12 protein-coding genes are annotated in these 17007 nt (G+C 52.2%); 5 read left to right on the top strand and 7 right to left on the bottom strand.

What is annotated here, in order from left to right; genetic code table 11:
* Nucleotides 1-260: 260 nt before the first annotated feature.
* The 6 genes from AACY98_RS12115 to AACY98_RS12090 form a co-directional block, all read right to left on the bottom strand.
* Complete coding sequence (locus AACY98_RS12115; protein WP_126979199.1) at nt 261-821, bottom strand: rhomboid family intramembrane serine protease; 561 nt, start codon at nt 819-821, stop codon at nt 261-263.
* On the bottom strand, nt 808-6120 hold the full coding sequence (locus AACY98_RS12110; RefSeq protein ID WP_339805357.1) for a DNA repair ATPase: 5313 nt from the start codon (nt 6118-6120) through the stop codon (nt 808-810). The genes AACY98_RS12115 and AACY98_RS12110 overlap by 14 nt, the downstream gene beginning before the upstream one ends.
* Before the next feature lie 188 nt (nt 6121-6308).
* Nucleotides 6309-8228, bottom strand: a complete 1920-nt coding sequence (locus AACY98_RS12105; RefSeq protein WP_339805355.1) for a hypothetical protein — start codon at nt 8226-8228, stop codon at nt 6309-6311.
* A 196-nt stretch (nt 8229-8424) separates the two neighbouring features.
* Nucleotides 8425-9096 (bottom strand): hypothetical protein, encoded by a 672-nt coding sequence (locus AACY98_RS12100; RefSeq protein ID WP_339805353.1) that lies wholly within the window; start codon nt 9094-9096, stop codon nt 8425-8427.
* Nucleotides 9097-9200: 104 nt separating this feature from the next.
* The gene (locus AACY98_RS12095; protein ID WP_339805351.1) at nt 9201-9896 is read right to left on the bottom strand and encodes a PspA/IM30 family protein; all 696 of its coding nucleotides are present in this window, start codon (nt 9894-9896) and stop codon (nt 9201-9203) included.
* A gap of 21 nt (nt 9897-9917) precedes the next feature.
* Complete coding sequence (locus AACY98_RS12090; RefSeq protein WP_204250837.1) at nt 9918-10364, bottom strand: YjfI family protein; 447 nt, start codon at nt 10362-10364, stop codon at nt 9918-9920.
* Nucleotides 10365-11281: 917 nt separating this feature from the next.
* On the opposite strand from AACY98_RS12090, the gene cyoA reads away from it, so the two are divergent.
* The 5 genes from cyoA to cyoE are packed head-to-tail and all read left to right on the top strand — an operon-like array spanning nt 11282 to nt 16192.
* Nucleotides 11282-12208, top strand: coding sequence for a ubiquinol oxidase subunit II (gene cyoA, locus AACY98_RS12085; protein ID WP_126979211.1), 927 nt, complete (start codon nt 11282-11284; stop codon nt 12206-12208).
* 15 nt (nt 12209-12223) lie between these two features.
* Nucleotides 12224-14233 (top strand): cytochrome o ubiquinol oxidase subunit I, encoded by a 2010-nt coding sequence (gene cyoB / locus AACY98_RS12080; protein WP_339805347.1) that lies wholly within the window; start codon nt 12224-12226, stop codon nt 14231-14233.
* Between the two features lie 5 nt (nt 14234-14238).
* On the top strand, nt 14239-14871 hold the full coding sequence (gene cyoC / locus AACY98_RS12075; protein ID WP_423817568.1) for a cytochrome o ubiquinol oxidase subunit III: 633 nt from the start codon (nt 14239-14241) through the stop codon (nt 14869-14871).
* Between the two features lie 12 nt (nt 14872-14883).
* A complete protein-coding gene (cyoD, locus tag AACY98_RS12070) occupies nt 14884-15279 on the top strand; it encodes a cytochrome o ubiquinol oxidase subunit IV (RefSeq protein ID WP_339805345.1) in 396 nt (131 codons plus the stop codon).
* Complete coding sequence (gene cyoE / locus AACY98_RS12065) at nt 15230-16192, top strand: heme o synthase (protein ID WP_339805343.1); 963 nt, start codon at nt 15230-15232, stop codon at nt 16190-16192. Before cyoD ends, cyoE begins: the two co-directional genes overlap by 50 nt.
* A gap of 98 nt (nt 16193-16290) precedes the next feature.
* Here cyoE and AACY98_RS12060 read toward each other — a convergent pair whose 3' ends face one another.
* Nucleotides 16291-17007, bottom strand: coding sequence for an MgtC/SapB family protein (locus AACY98_RS12060; RefSeq protein ID WP_339805341.1), 717 nt, complete (start codon nt 17005-17007; stop codon nt 16291-16293).

The raw sequence follows: 17007 nt of genomic DNA, 5'->3' as shown, positions 1-17007 counted from the left end.
TTTCCTGTCTCCGTATCCAGCTCAACTGTGGGTGTAATGCACCTAGCTAATTGTTCTTGCCCTGAAAAAAAGTGAAATTCCTGAGGCTTGGTTTTATCCTGAAAATAGTTGTTCCCGGATTCATTGAGGACTTGGTCGAGCCTGAGTTCACGGTTTTCTATCTGATAACAGGTACGGTAAAACTGTGTAATGCGTTGGATAAATTCAGTGGGCATAGGTTCAGGTTTGACAAATGCAGAAGTTTTGGCAAAGCACTTCCGTTAGGCGCGTTTTTTTCGGTAAATCCAGGCTGTCAGTGTGCCACAGATTACTCCGGCCAGATGGTATTCGATGGATACGCCTTCTTTGGGAAGTAGCCCCAGCCATAGCCCGCCGTACAACAGCAATACGATCAGACCGATGACGATGTTGGCGATATTGCGTTGAAAAAAAGCGCGCGCAATCAGCCATGCCCATAAACCAAACAGCCAGCCACTGGCGCCGGCATGAATGCTGTTGCGGCCGAATATCCAGACCAGCAGGCCACTGCCTAGGATAATCCATACGCTGGCGTGTATAAAGCGTTTTGGGGAGTCCCACATGGCCAGCAGGCTGAAAAGCAGCAGGACCGGCAGGTTGGACCACAGATGCATCCAGCTGTTATGCAGCCAGGGCGAAAGGATAATACCGGGCAGGCCGCTGAGGTGCCTGGGCCAAAGGCCAAAATCACGTGCCAATATGCCGCCCATGGTGGCATTGATGGCTTGCAGCACAATCATCAGTGCCGCTATGGTGAAAAGTATCAGCAGCCGTTTTTCCCACTGGGCTTTACTTGCGGTCATAGTAATCGCTGGTGTCGCTGTCTTTCATGGTTTCTATCACCTGGGTGTGCCCCATGAGTGTTGCCAGTTTACGTAAACCATTGGTCAGGTTCACAATGTTTTTCTGTGAGCGCAGATCTACTTCCAGCTTTTTATCCATCAGCTTCATGACAGGAATAAAGCTCTTCTCCAGTGTGCTTGCCATACCTTGCAGAATTTCGGCCACGCCGGGCTGCGGCTGGGTTGAAAGGTTCACCGACACATTGGGCGGGGCAGGAGGCTGCCCGAGTTTTTCGAGCTGATCAAAAATCTGCTGCCATGGAATTTGCAGGGGCGGTGTATCCGGCTTGTTTTCAACAAACTGGGCAAAGCCCTGGAATTCATTGACCAGATCATTCAACTGTGCCACAACCCGCATGCCGGTATCGGCATCGTCACCACCCATGGCCTTGATCCGCAGGAAGTCCTGCCTGATCTGCTCCCAGCGTTGCTGTTGTTCTTCGGTCATGCGGCCGCGCAGTTCAGAGAGTTTCAGCAGGTTTTCTTCAGCGCCGGTGGTGAGCAACTGGGCTTCGCCCTGGTAGTGGTCGTTAATGACCTGGGCAATTTCACCGTCGTTCATGATGGCAGAGATTTTTTCTGCCATTTTGTTCATGTTGCGGTAGCTGCCCTGCAGTCTGAATGGTGGCTCTGTACGGTATTTATCAGCCTGTGCAGCGCTGGCAATGTATTGCTGGTTGACTTTGAGCACCACTTCGCGAATGGTGAACATGCGTTGCAGGGTGCCGACAATTTCATTGATTTCTGCTGCACTGTAGCTGTAGCTGAACTCGTTGTTGGAAATTTCTTTGCCATCGGCCTTGTCCACAAAGCGGTACACATCGGCCATGTCACGGGTTGCCAAAGGTGCCAGCACTGCATTGGATGTGAGCGAGTTTTCAATATAGCTCAGTGCAAATGCCTCTTGCATGCCGCCCAGTGTTTCACCCAGGTTATAGATGTCGGCACGGTTGGCGAGCATGTCCGGTATTTTGAACACTTCGCCTGATTCTGTATAAGGGTTGCCGGCCATGACAACGCAGAACCGGCGTGCGCGCATGTCGTAGGTTTTGGTACGGCCTTTCCATACGCCTTCGATGCGGCGGGTGCCGTCACACAGTGAAATGAATTTTTGTAAAAACTCCGCATTGGTGTGCTGTATGTCATCGACATACAGCATGACGTTGTTGCCCATTTCAAGCGCCAGGTTGAGCTTTTCGAGCTCCTGGCGTGATGTGGCGTCAGGTGCCTGGGCCGGGTCCAGTGAGTGAACACGGTGGCCCAATGACGGGCCGTTGATTTTCATGAAAATCAGCCCCAGCCGGTGCGCCACGTATTCCATCAGCGTGGTTTTACCATAGCCGGGCGGGGAGATCAGCATCAGCAGGCCCATCAGGTCAGAGCGTTTGCTCTCCCCGACCGTTCCCATCTGCTTGGCGAGGTTGTCGCCGATAACAGGTAGGTAGACGTCATTGATCAGGCGGTTGCGGACAAAAGATGTCAGTGGCCTGGGTTTAAACTCCTCCAGCCGCAATGATTCGCGTTCCTGGGTAATGATGTTTTGCCGCAGCAACTGGTAGCGGTTCAGTGCCGGCAGGAATATTTCTGTGTGCTGGCGTACCCGTGCAAAAAAATCATCCACGGACAAATGCATCTGCTGGTTTTCAATGCGCGGGTGTGTGCCCATCAGGTCTTTGACGGTAAAGCGCAGATCTGTTTCGGTAAAGCGCAGCGGAAAGTCCTCGGTCAGCAAAAATAAAACGATGGCTTCCGGAATGTAGCCGGCAATGGCATTCAGGTTTTGGGTTTCATCAGCCTGGCACAGGCCTTGCAGCGCGTTTTCAACCTGCCCCCATTGGGCGTCAGGTCGTTCTCCCAGGCGTTGCAGCGCCTGGCGGAAGTCATCCCACATGCGCTCGCCCTGCAGGCGCAGTTGCAGGGCATCCTGCAGTTGTTTACCGTATTTGCTGAAGGTAAATTCCACACGGTCGGCTGCCAGAGCCTGCACCAGGTAATCAGCCGCTTCATGCGCGACGGGCTGGTCGTAAGAGAGTCCGGTTTTGTCAAACCAGTCCTGTATGGACTGTGCAATTTCCTGCCGCAAAGCGGTGATACCCTGCGCACGGCCAAACAGCAGTTGAATGGATTTGCTGGCGCGTGCGCGTTCTATCCACAAAGCGCTGGCTTCTTCATTAGCACGGGTATATTGCCAGAACAGACCGGCCAATGCCCGTGGCAATGGCGAGTAACGCAGCAACCCGGCACTTTCGGCCAACGGCAGCAACTGCAAGAGGAGCAGGGTTGCGTCATGGTCGTGAATGCCTTTTTCGTAGCCTTCTTTGTAACGCGGCGTGGCGAAGTCGCGCACGGTTTTGCCCAGCACATCGGGTTGTGCCAACTGGGTTTTGAGCAGGTTCAGTGACAAACCTTCCTGCTGCTGGCTGGCGGCTTTCAGAATTTGTGCAGCCAGATATTCACCGCGATAAAGCTGCGGGGTTTCTGATTCGATCGATATCTGCCAATAATCCCGAAGGTTTTCAAGCTCTGGATTGTTCAGCGGCTCAAAATAATCGGTACCAGTCAGGTGGATGCATAAATGGTTGTCGCGCGGCAGCAGGGTCAGGTCCAGCTCCTGCGTATTGACGCTAAAACGGTGCCTGGGGCCCAGTTTAATGACATTGCCGCCATCTTCAAACAGTTCGGTTTTGTCGCGCAATGAGCGCAATGCCTGGTCGCGTGCGCTTTTTAAGCGGGCTTCGACGTCATCGGCGCGCACACTGTCATGCAGTTCACGCAGGCGGGATACCAGTTCGCGCAGTTTTAAAATCAGAGGATCTGATGCAAAGAATGCATTCATTTCTTCCGGCTTGTTCAGACGCGCTGTGCGGCGTGGAAGTGTATCCAGAATACGGCGGGCGGCATCCTGCACGTTTTGTGCTTTGCGCTGGCGCTCGTCCAGCAGAGACTGCTTGTGAGACTCAAATGTCTCAAGCACTTCTTCGCGCTTGGCGAGAATGTCCCCCAGGAATTCTTCATGATCACCGAACTGGCCTTCCAGTTCTTCAAGCTGTACCAGCAGGCGCGATAACTGGTCATCGCATTTTTCAGGGTCTTGTGAGAGCGCCAGGGCGTTGACAATGCTCTGGCTGAAAAGGCTGAACTGGGCACCAAACTGCGCTACGGTTTCCGCCGAACCCAGGCCTTTACGGCGTTGTTCCGCGCGTGCTTTGCTTTGGTTGAGCTTGGCATATACCTCAGAGATGGCTTCAATGATGTGTGTGCGCTGTGTTGCGTCTTCAATCTGGAGCGTGCCCATCAGGCTGGTGAGCATATCCAGGTCATTGGCCATGCTTTGCATGGCGGCCATCGGTATTGACAAGGCGTTGACGGTTTCAGCCTTCTGCGCCTGTGCGTCCAGTTCCTGCAACTGCGTGGTGAAAGGCAGCAGCGCGGTGTCACTGGCTAAAAAGGTGGCGGTGGCTGCTGCCGTGCGCTCCTGTGCGGCCAGCAGATCGGCTTCCATCTGGTCGATGACAGCGGTATCTATATAGCGGTAGTCACGTATGGTCAGCAGCAGACCGCGCTGAGCAGTAATGTCGTTCAGCGCACCCACATACTGCTGAACGTTATCCCATCCTTCGGGCAGCAGCAGGTTCAGCAGGTTTTTCTGTTTAGCCTGCGCATCAGCCAGTGCCTGAGCCGACTGGCTGCGAATGCTTTCAACTTTTTCATATTCATCCAGCACCATTTCAGCGGTGGCGGTAATTTCGCGCAACAGCGCCGGCAGTTGCTTTAGCTGCGCATCGCCCAGCCAGTGATAGGCGTCAAACAGGCGGCGTACATGCTGGCACAGCATGGAGTAACGTTGCACAGAGACGGAAGGGGAAGCAATTTCACGGCAGAGTTCGTAAAAATCAGAAATACCACGCACCAGTTCTGCATTACCTACCCGGCCAAAAAAACCGTTACGGGCAGGCTGGCGTGCAGCGTACTCTTCAGAGTAAAACGGCGTTTGCCAGATTTGCATCGGGTGGATGCGTGTCGGTTCATTGCCTTCAGAGTGGAAAATGACCATGCGGCCGTCTTCCAGCCTGGCATAACCGTGCCCCAGAACCGGCGGCTCCAGTTGGCGGCTGATGACGTCGTAGGTGAGCAGAACAGAATTGCCTACTTCCGGGTCGTAAAAAATGTACAGTACATCTTCGCCGTTGGGCGAACGTACGGTACGTTTGAAGCGCATGCCCAGCATGGGGATGTCAAACGTTTTGAATTCGCCGTTTTGCAGATAGTACCCGCCCGGAAAGATAATGCCATGGTCTTCCGGTAGTTGAATACACGCCAGCCCCAGCGCATCTACACGTGCGATTTTCTGATTCAGCTTGTTGTAAATGTAATGGCGCCATTGCTGCTCACGGTAGGGCAGGATTTTAAGCAGCAGCAAAGAGCCAAGCTCGGCAAATTCAACCCGCAGGTCGCCAAGCGCCTGGTTTTCGTCTTCTACTTTTTCCGTGAAGATGATCTGCCCATCGGGGGTGTTGTTTTCAATTTTGAAGGTGAGTGTGCCGCGCCGTTGTTCAATGAACAGGGTATTGGCAATGTTCATATACAGCCTTCTGGCTGTATCGATGATCATCTCGCGTGTGGTGTGAAGCCATTCAAAATCATAAGGGGCGGGCAGTGCAATATCGCGGTCGCCCCGGTTATCAATGTACTGAATTTGGCTGCTGTCGCCATTGGCTGGCAGCGCCCAGCGGAACACGCGGATATCGGTGTAGCGCTCGCCGATCTGGAAACTGGCCAGCAGCTTGTTGTCCCGCACCATCAACTGCAGCAGCTTGGTGTCTTTGTAATAAGTGTAAAGTTCGTTGAAGTCCGCAATGAAGCGTGGATGGGTCAGGAAGCTGCCTTCAGCCGGGCAGGCTTCTACATCGTAGCCTTCTTCTGTTTCTACCAGGCGATACAGGGAGAATACGTCGGAGATGGCGGTTTCTTTTTTCAGCCCGATAAATACGTTGTAACCAAACAGCAGAAAATCACCAACGCGGACAATGTCGCGTGCGATGCAGTTGTTTTCGGTGCGGATGCGTACCCGTCCGATGACTTCCATGTGGCTGTCGCCAAACTCTTTGAGGCGATGCTCATTGAGTTTTTGCGTGATGTCCTTGAGCCGCAGCCCCTGGTCCTGCAGGCGCCGATTAAGTACTTCGTAAGCGCCGCCTTCGGCGACGGCTTTATCCACCATATCCTGAGCGTCTGGAGTTTCAGCTGGCATGTCTGTCATGTCGATATTCCTGCAAGTGAGCTCTTCATACCGGTAGAACAAATGCCGCTTGACTGCAAGCGGCCTGATGAAAGGCAATAATGGCCTGTCATATCACTGTCCCGGCATTGGTCGTATCTATACGCTTTGCTGGCGCGGTGCAGCAGCAAAAGTGTCTGCTTTGTTTGCTGCACCGTGTGCACGGGAGGTTACTGGTCTTTGGGTGACACAGGCAGATCGCCAATGACGCTGCCGGTGTTGCCACCTTTACCACTGAGCAGCCTGGTCAGCAGGTCCTGTACCAGAGGGCTTTTCCCAACCACGCCTTCAATGGATTTGCCAATGGAAAGAGACTTGGCAAACGCATTGAAATAGTCGCCACCGCCGCCCACCAGTTCAACCTTGGCTTTGGACAGCGCTGCGGCCAGCACTTCGGCCTGTTCTTTGGCGATTTCTTTGTTGGCGGCAATAGCGGCCATGGCTTCGTCAAAGTCTTTTTCAAGCTGCATGCGGAACTCTTCGTGCGCGCGGGTGTTGTCGGTAAGTGTGTCCATGGCATGGAATTTCTTGGCCAGACCTTCCGATTCGGAATTGAGGCGATCCAGCAGTGCCTGTGCTTCTGCGGTGCCCAGTTCTTTCGTGGCTCTGGCTTTGGCAATACCCAGTTGTTCTTCGCCGCGTGCCTGTGCAAACAGTTTTTCTTCCAGCACTTTGGCTTCAGCCAGGCCATCTTTTTCTTTGGCGGCGGCTTTGGCTTCTATGACACGGGCCTCTGCCATGCCTTTTTCCTGCTCGCCTTTGGCTTCGGCAATGATCAGTTCAGCCTGTACCTTGGCCGTTGCCAGGCCGTCTTTTTCTTTAGCTGCCGCGGTGACTTCCAGCACGCGAGCATCGGCCAGGCCAGGGGCGGCACGTTCAGCTTCCACACCTTGTGCCATGCGGATTTTGGCTTCGGCCTGCTTGGCGGCTGCTTCCAGTTCAGCCTGCGCCATGGTGTTGATTTCGACGGCTTTGTGTTTGGAGCGTTCTTCATCCGCCTGCGCTTTTTTCACCTGCTGCACCAGTTCCTGTTCAGCAATGGCTTCTGCTTCCAGAATAGCGACCTGTTTGTTCCGGTCGGCCTCGGAGACAACACGTACTTCTTTGATGCGCTCTTCTTCCTGAGCTACAGTTTTATCCACAGCGACACGTTCACGAATGACGTTGGCAATGTTTTTGCGCTCTTCTTCAAGTGCTTTTTCTTTGTCAATGCGTTGCAGTTCCACATCGCGTTCGCGTGCAACAACTTCCAGATCACGGGCGCGGGTGACTTTTTCAACTTCAATGACAACGGCACGCTGGCGGTTTTGTTCGGCAATTTCAACTTCGCGCTGCTGATTTTGCAGGCGCACGTCAATCTGCTCCTGGGCGGCAATGCGGGCTTCTTCCGAACGCAGGCGCTGCTGTTCTTTGACCAACTGGGTTTCAGCTTCTTCACGTGCCTGGGTGCTTTCAATTTCACGCTTTTGCTGCGCTTCGGCAACGGCCTGCTGGCGGTCCAGCGCCAGTGATTTTTCTTTGGCCTCGACGTTTTCTTTCTGTTTGGTCAGCTCTTCATAGCGCTGAATGCGGTTGGTTTCAATGCTTTCTTTGGCTGTGCGATCGGTGATTTTACGGATACCTTCGGAATCCATGATGTTGTTGGGGTCCAGGAATTCAACCTTGGTCTGTTCCAGGTAGTCAATCGCAACATCTTCCAGCACATAGCCGTTAAGGCCTTCGATAACGATTTTGATTTCGTCGCGGAATTGCAGCCGTTTTTCAAACAGTTCTTCGAGGTTGAATTTTTTCCCGGCGGTTTTTAATGCCTCGGAAAACTTGGCATTGAAGAGCTGATCCAGTGCACGGTGGTCAGAGGCACGCTCCACACCAACCGACTGTGCAACCTGCAGCACATCTTCCGAGGTTTTGTTCACGCGCATATAAAATGAAACGCTGATGTCTGCACGCAGATTGTCTTTACAGATCAGCCCGTCTTTGCCCCGGCGTTCAATTTGCAGGGTGACCAGGGAAATTTTCATTAACTCTTTGATATGCAGCACAGGGAAGACGAACGACCCGGTAAAACTGACTTTAGGTTGTCTGTGCATCAGACCGTTTCTGATCAAAGCCGTGCCTTGCGGTACTTTGGTGTAAAAAGCTTTGAGTACTGCAAAAATAACCAAAATGAAAACGACAAGAGAGACAAGTACCACCCCAATTGTCGTTATGAGCGTGCCAGTTACATTCATGCCTGATATCCCCTTAAAAGCAAATAAACCCAGAACAGTTTTTGTGATGAATTATTCAATAGCCTTTAAATTCATCTTCGCTGATGACCCGATAGGTTCTTGAATCTTCCAGATATTCGATTAAAACAACCCGATCACCGCGTTTGATCCCTTTTGATGCGTCGGCAACAATATCCAATATCATTCCAGCTTCGCCATCATTTAACACCGCTTCTCCAAAACGCTCGTTCACGTAAGAGCTGCGAACGGTGACGGTTTGACCAAGGAATGAGCGGTTGGACGGCGCATCCTGGTTTTTAAACACGATTTGGCGCAGTGGTTTGCATACCTGTGCAGTGAGCCAGACCGAGGCTGCAAATGCAGCAATGAAGACAACGATGCCGGCTGGATAGTAGATGATAGCGATATGAATATGGCTCAGCAGTAAAGCCTGAGCGATGTAGGAGACCATCCATCCAAAAAGCGACAACAGGGAGACAACCAGCGTAATCGGAATACCATTAAGGCCAAAGCGCGACAGGAAACCTACCGCTTCTCCGGTTGTGTGCATCCCATGGTCAAGGTGGCTGCCGACATCTCCGGCGTCTATGTCCAAACCCCCGGCATCCCCTGCATCAACGTCAAACAAGCCAAAAATAGTCAGCAGCCCGAGTATCAGTGACAAGCACAGGAAGAAAGTAAAGATGACCGTTGGAAACAACAGAAAATTTGCAAAAAATGCAGCCATTAACCTTTCTCCTTTGCTTTTATAGTATGCCCCAAAGGGGAGCTTGCTTCCTTGATGGCTGTATGCCAGATGCGGCAGTAAGCGGCACCTGGCGCAATCGCAGTTTATGAATCGGCCTTTTCCTTCAAGCGGGCCAATACGTTGGCAGCGCTGTGTTCCTCAGGAATAATACCGGCAGTGCGCAGCTTGTTTTCCAGCAGCGTGTCCTGGTCTTCCTGAGCAGCCAGTTCGTTGCCTGCGTCGATTTTTGCTGCACGCTCAGCCTGTCTTTTCTTGATGCGTTCAAGCGATTCCAGTGCCGTGTGCATCTTGGCTTGCGAGCCGCCATAACGCTGAGAAACCGCCATCTGTGCTTTTTGCACATTTTCGGTTGCCCGCACGGTATCGGCCTGCTGCTTCACACGTTTGATGTGTGTTTCTATTTGAGAGACAGCGCGGCGCAGTTGCTCGACGCTGCGGGCATAGCCGCCAGCCTGCGTCTGGGATTCTGAGAGTCCGATTTCCAGATTGGCGATTTTCCCGGCAACTTCTTTGGCCAGCTCTTCATTGTTGGCTTCCAGCGCTTTCAGGGCATACTGCTCGTATTCGGCGATTTTGTCCTCAATTTTTTTAACATCGGCATCGGCCAGCTTCTGCTTGGCCATGATTTCCGCCAGTGCTTCCTTGGAACGGCGCAGCTCCTCGTCTGCATCACGAATTTCCTGATCCAGGATGCGCAGTGCCTGGCTGTCAACGATGGATTCACCCATTTCGTGGGCTCCGCCGCGTAACGCCGTGATCATTTTGCTCCAGATACTCATTTCATTTCTCCTTGATAAGGCTCAGACGCTCTCTTTAAGATGGTCTTGGTAGGCTTCAGTGGCCTTGATGATATTGTCAGCCAGCACTTCAATTTCTAGCACCACGTTTTCCAGTTTGGAAGTCGCGCTCAAGGCGCCAAACATGGTGTAGTAACTGGGACCTTCTGGCGGTGTTTCCAATGCAATGCTCGACAGGGGAAACAGTTTGTGCGTGCGCAAAATGGCGTCGTTAAATTTAACAACGTCTTTGACATCGTCTGTAGACCACAGGGTGCCTTCAATGACAATCTGATCACCCGAGACCGCAACAAACAAGGGTAACTCGCCATAATCATGCATCTCAATGTGCAGACTCGAATCCGCTCCTTGCAGCAACTCTACGGCAGCACGCCCTTCTGCGAACAGGGGGGTGGTTGCCAAAGCCGCATATAGCGAATTTGCAGTCCAGACCTGAGGTGTTGTATTCATCCCATTCTCCTTTTCTGTGAGCACTGCCCCAGATTGAGGCAAGCGTAATTGACGCTCAATATGGCTCAGTGCCTTCGCATGCTCCGGCAATATCCATATCTCCTTTTTTACCAAACCTTGCTCACGCAGGCGTTGTCTGTAAAGGCGCTGGTAGTAGGCAGAAGATTTGCTTTTCATATGCGTATATTAACCTCATGTTAGTAACATGTCAATAAATGACATGTGTAATTCAGGTGTGTTTGTGGAAAAGATACAATAGAAGATACAACTTACATAGCAGACATATTAACTGAAAAATTCTTACATGTTTAAACATTAATGTAAGCCAATTTCACGATAGATGATAATTAATTGGGAAAAAGCCAAATAAGACACATTTTTTGATGGCATTTTGCCTGAATAAAGTATGCGTGATGGCACTGGCGCATGTATTCAAAATGAATTGGTCTTGTTTTTATCTGTGAGGATACTGAAATTTTGGAATTGACATGTTATTTGTCTGCGTGAGAACGGCAAGCCACAAAAAGCGGCTGGTACCTGAAAGCGCAAATAATGATATGAATGCATCAACGGACTGCAAATTCAAGGCGTGGCATGGATAAAAAGAGTGAAAAAACAATGCTCCTATCAGGTGTATTTGCCTTTATTTTCTGCAACTGAAATAAAAATTATTTTTATCTGAAGTTGTTGATATTTGAGCAGTTTTTCGTTGCGATCACTTTGGAACGCTTGTCAAATAGGGTAAAACCCCTGCACGATGCAAATACCCTAGTGATACACTCGCTTTCGTGTCAGCATTTGCTGCTGTTTGTGTTTTTGAACAAACCAACTCAGGCATTGACACTAAAAGTATTAAAAATGAGATGGGTTGAGGCCAGACTCAATCTGACCCCCTAATAATTCAACTGAGGTATCAGATGAAGAAAACCAGGTTTTGTCGCTGGTTGTTGTTTCTGTGGGCGACGTTCGCGTTAACCGGATGCAGCAAATTGGTTCTGTTTGATTCAAAGGGCCCGGTGGGTATTGCAGAGCGTAACATCATCATCATGGCATTCGTCGCAATGCTGATTGTTGTGATTCCTGTCATCATCATGTCGGTATGGTTTGCTTACCATTACCGCGAGGGCAATGAAAAGGCCAAATATGACCCGGGCTTTACGCACTCGACCAAGATCGAGTTTTTTGTCTGGGGCATTCCCATTGTCATCATTATTTTTCTGGCTTATCTGGCGTATCGGGGGTCGCACGACCTGGACCCGTACAAGCCGCTGGCCTCAGAGGAAAAGCCGGTCACGATTCAGGCCGTGGCGCTGAATTGGAAGTGGCTGTTCATTTACCCTGAGCAGGGGATTGCCACGGTTAATGAAATTTATTTTCCCAAAGATGTGCCGGTGAATTTCCGCATCACTTCCGATGCGCCGATGAATTCGTTTTTCATTCCCCAACTGGGCGGGCAGATTTATGCCATGGCCGGCATGCAGACCCAGTTGCATCTGATGGCGCATGAAACGGGGACTTTCCGCGGCATGTCTTCCAACTACAGCGGGGCCGGTTTTGCCGGGATGCATTTCACAGCGGTAGCCACTGAAGACAGAAATGCGTTTGATGCCTGGGTCGAGAAAGTCCGCAGTGAAGGGCAGTCATTGGATGACATACGTTACAGCCAGCTGGCACAGGACAGCAAGTTTGATCCGGTGGCGTATTTTTCGCAGGTGAAACCGGGGCTGTTCCAGCAGATCATGCATCAGTACAATTCCAAGCGCACCATGAACCATGCCGGGCATGTGATGACATCTGGGGATGAGGCGCAGATGATGCACAACAACCATATGCAGCAATTTTAAAAACGGGGCATGGATATGTTTGGCAAATTAAGTTTAGAGGCAATTCCTCTGCATGAACCCATCATCATGGTGGTGATGGGGTTTGTGATTTTAGGCGGTATTGCTGTGATGGGGCTGATGACTTATTACGGCAAGTGGGGCTGGCTGTGGAAGAACTGGTTGACCACCACCGACCATAAAAAAATCGGTGTCATGTACTGTATTGTGGCGATTCTGATGCTGGTGCGGGGCTTTGCCGATGCCATCATGATGCGGGCCCAGCAGGCCATGGGGTATGCGGCCGCCAGTGCGCCCGATCCGGGTTATCTGCCGGCACACCATTACGACCAGATTTTTACCGCGCATGGCGTGATCATGATCTTTTTCATGGCAATGGCCTTGCTGACCGGGTTGATGAACCTGATTGTGCCGTTACAGATCGGCGCACGCGATGTGGCGTTCCCGTTCCTGAATAACCTGAGCTTTTGGCTGCTGTGTTCCGGCGTGGTGCTGATCATGGTGTCGATGTTTATCGGCGAATATGCCAAAACCGGCTGGCTGGCGTATCCGCCGCAGTCGGGGCTGGAGTTCAGTCCGGATGTGGGGGTGGATTATTACATCTGGGGGCTGCAGTTATCGGGGCTGGGGTCGTTGCTGACCGGGGTGAATTTCCTGGTGACGATTTTCAAATGCCGTACCCCTGGCATGAAGCTGATGCAAATGCCGATTTTCACCTGGACGGTGCTGATTGCCTCGCTGATGATTGTGGCAACGTTCCCGATGCTGACGGTATCTCTGCTGCTGCTGAGTCTGGATCGTTATCTGGACATGCACTTTTTCACCAATGCAGGTGGCGGCGATCCGATGCTGTATGTGAACATGATCTGGACCTGGGGTCACCCGGAAGTTTATATTCTGGTGTTGCCGGCGTTTGGTATTTACTCGGAAGTGGTGGCCACGTTTGCCCGCAAAGCATTGTTTGGCTATAAGACCATGGTGTGGGCAACGGTGTCGATTGCGGTGCTGTCCACCGTGGTGTGGGTGCACCATTTCTTCACCATGGGCGCTGGGGCCAACGTCAATGCGTTCTTTGGCATCATGACGATGATCATTGCCGTGCCAACCGGTGTAAAGATGTTCAACTGGCTGTTCACCATGTATCGCGGACGTATCCGGTTTTCGGTACCGATGCTGTGGACCATTGGTTTTCTGGTGACATTTGCCATTGGCGGCATGACCGGCGTGCTGATGGCAGTGCCACCGGCAGATTTCCTGGTGCACAACAGCCTGTTCCTGGTGGCGCACTTTCATAACACCATCATTGGCGGCGTTGTATTTGGCTATCTGGCGGGTGTGGTGTACTGGTTCCCGAAAGCGTTTGGTTTCAAACTCAGTGAAAAATGGGGCAAGCGCGCATTCTGGTTCTGGCTGACAGGTTTTTATGTGGCCTTCATGCCGCTGTATGTGCTGGGCTTCATGGGCATGACACGGCGCCTGTACCGCTACGATAACCCGGACTGGCAGCTGCCGCTGATCATTGCCTCCATTGGAGCCGTGCTGATACTGCTGGGCATTGTGTGCACGGTGCTGTCTATTCTGGTTGGCATTCTGGAGCGCAAGAAAAATCTGGATCTCACGGGCGATCCTTGGGATGGGCGTACGTTGGAGTGGGCAACCTCTTCACCGCCACCGGTGTATAACTTTGCCAAACTGCCTGAAGTGCACGGACTGGACCAGTTCTGGGAAGATAAACAAAAAGGCAAGGCGCACCAGTTCAGCGAGCATTATGAACCGATTCACATGCCGCGCAATACCGGTGTGGGGCTGATCATCGGGCTGGTGTTAGGTACGGCATTTGGTTTTGCGATGACCTGGCATATCTGGTGGCTGGCGATTGTGGGGCTGGCGGGCATGATCATTTCATATGTGGTGCATACGTTCAATACCGATACAGACTACTACATTCCCGCAGACGAAGTGGCCCGTACAGAGAAGGCATTCCAGGAAAAACTGGCACAGGCCGAACAGCAGGGGATAAAGGTATAAGGTTTATGACTACAACAACGATGACTTCACAAGAGGCTCATGTTGCCCATGCCGGGGCGCACGAGCATCACGATCAGAGTGATAAAACTGTTTTCGGGTTCTGGCTGTACCTGATGACCGACCTGATTTTGTTTGGTGGGCTTTTCATTGCCTATGTGGTGCTGCATGGCAATGTGGTCGATGGTCCGGGCACGCACGATATTTTTCAGCTTGGGTTTGTGCTGGTGGAAACCTTTTTGCTGCTGGTGAGCAGCTGCACATTTGGTTTTGCTATGCTGGCGCTCAGCCGCAAACAGATTGCCCAGGTCAAAATGTGGCTGCTGGTGACTTTTGCATTGGGCGCATGCTTTGTCGGGATGGAGGTGTATGAGTTTCACCACCTGGTGACAGAAGGCTATGGCCCGAGCCGCAGCGCTTTTCTTTCGGCGTTCTTTACACTGGTGGGCACCCATGGTATCCACGTGACGGTGGGGCTGGTGTGGATACTGGTAATGCTGGTGCAGGTGAGCAAATGGGGCATTAACGCCAGAACCACGGTGCGGCTGACATGCCTGAGCCTGTTCTGGCACTTTCTGGACATTGTCTGGATTTGTGTGTTCACTGTGGTGTACCTGATGGGCAAGCTGCCCGTTGCGTGATAGGAAAAAAAGATGAGTCATTCAACAATTGATCCCCATACCGGCGCCGGCCACGGCAGTGTCAAGTCATATGCTATCGGGCTGGTGATTTCGATTGCGCTGACCTTGCTGGCATTTGGTGCGCTGATGGCTGACGGCCATTTCGGCCTGGGCCGTACCGCATTGATGGTGCTGATTGCCGTGTGTGCAGTGGCGCAGATTCTGGTGCAGTTGATCTGCTTTATGCACATGGGGTCTTCCGACCAGTGGTGGAACCGTACCTCGTTTATCTTCACCATACTGACCATTGCCATTTTGCTGGGCGGTTCTTTATGGGTCATGCATCACCTGCATGCCAATATGCATCCGGATATGAATCATGTCATACAACAAAGCCACACTGTCCCTGCAGCGACCAGCTCATATTAAGAGCTATCTGCAGCTTACCAAACCGGGCATCATTTTTGGTAACCTGGTTTCTGTCATGGGCGGCGCGCTGCTGGCAGCGCAAGGCCATGTACAACTGGGGGTATTGCTGGCAACCCTGTTGGGCGTGGCGTGTGTGATTGCCTGTGGCTGTGTGCTGAACAATTACATTGACCGCGATATTGACAGCCGTATGGAGCGTACGCGCAACCGCGCTTTGGTCAGGGGTGAAATTACCCCCCGGGCTGCGCTGGTGTATGCCAGTGTTTTAGGTGTGGTTGGGCTGGGGCTGCTTTATACCCAAGCTACCCGGCTGGCGGCGGTGTGCGCTGTTTTAGGGCTGCTGATTTATGTCGGGGCTTACAGCCTGTACTTCAAGCGCCACTCGGTTCATGGCACATTCATTGGCAGCTTTTCAGGGGCATTTCCGCCGGTGATTGGTTACTGCGCCGTGTCAGGGCAGTTTGATCTGGCGGCGGTGATACTGTTTGTGATGTTCAGCCTGTGGCAGATGCCGCATTCTTATGCCATTGCGATCTTCCGGCAGGGTGACTATGCGCGGGCACAACTGCCTGTGCTGCCGCTGGTGCGTGGCATTACCAATGCCAAGTGGCAGATTGCTATCTACATTGTGCTGTTTACCGTGGCTGCGGCCCTGCTTTCGCTGCTGGGGTATACCGGGTATGCGTATCTGGTATGCGTCTCTGTTGTGGGAGTCATCTGGTTTTATCTGGCACTCAAAGGGTTTGACGTGTCGGACCATAAGGCTTGGGCGAAGAAAGTGTTTGCATTTTCAATCATGGTGGTGATTGTGCTGAGTACCGGCATGGCGCTGGATTACCGTGCACAAAATACAGTGCATGCTTCTGTGCCTTCCATTCAAGGGCTGGTTTTTTTGCAGCAACCCAAAGTGTAGTGCCTTATTGGCAACGCGTTATTTAAAACCGCAGCGCAGTAAAAAAGCAGGGTGTTTTAAACCCTGCTGTGAGATGCGGTGACACAACGTGATGCATCTTAGGTGGTGGTGCTCGGGCTCCAGAATGCCTGATGCACGTAACTGGTACCGCCCATGCGCTGCATGATGCTGTCCAGCCGCTCACCCTGAACGGACGTGGCGACCAATGTGGTTTTTATTTCCACCTCGCTGTCGCTGAATGCATTGACATGCCAGTCTTTCGCCGGAAAACTGTTGCGCTCCAGTTCTGCGTCCAGCATGGCCATAACGGGTTTCTGATGGGCTTTGTCACAGATGACGGAAATCATGTGCGTGACTTCAGCCGATTCGTTGTCCAATGGTTTTTCGTTGAGTGCATTGACAATCGGGCGCAGCAGTGTATTGGCCGCCAGCACAAACAGCGTTGCCATGATGGCTTCGGCAATTTTGCCGGCCCCTGCACAAGCGCCGATGGCTGCGGTTCCCCAAAGGGTTGCCGCGGTGTTGATGCCACGCACGCCGCTGCCCTCACGCATGATGACGCCAGCGCCCAAAAAGCCAATGCCTGAAACCACATAGGCAATGACCCGGGTGGTTCCCTCATCGTTGCCGATACTGCCTGCCAGGCTGACAAAAATGGCGGACCCCAGCGCGACCAGCGCATTGGTGCGCAGGCCGGCTGTGCGTTGCCTGTACTGGCGTTCAAACCCGACAAGGCTCCCCAGGATAAAAGCGGCTGCCAGAGCCAAGAAGGATGATAGCAATGCAGCCGGGTTGAAGTTGTGAATGGTTTGCAT

It is taken from the genome of Saezia sanguinis, from assembly GCF_963921665.1.
Lineage (GTDB): Bacteria > Pseudomonadota > Gammaproteobacteria > Burkholderiales > Burkholderiaceae_C > Saezia > Saezia sanguinis.
This window is presented reverse-complemented; position numbering and strand designations above follow the sequence as displayed.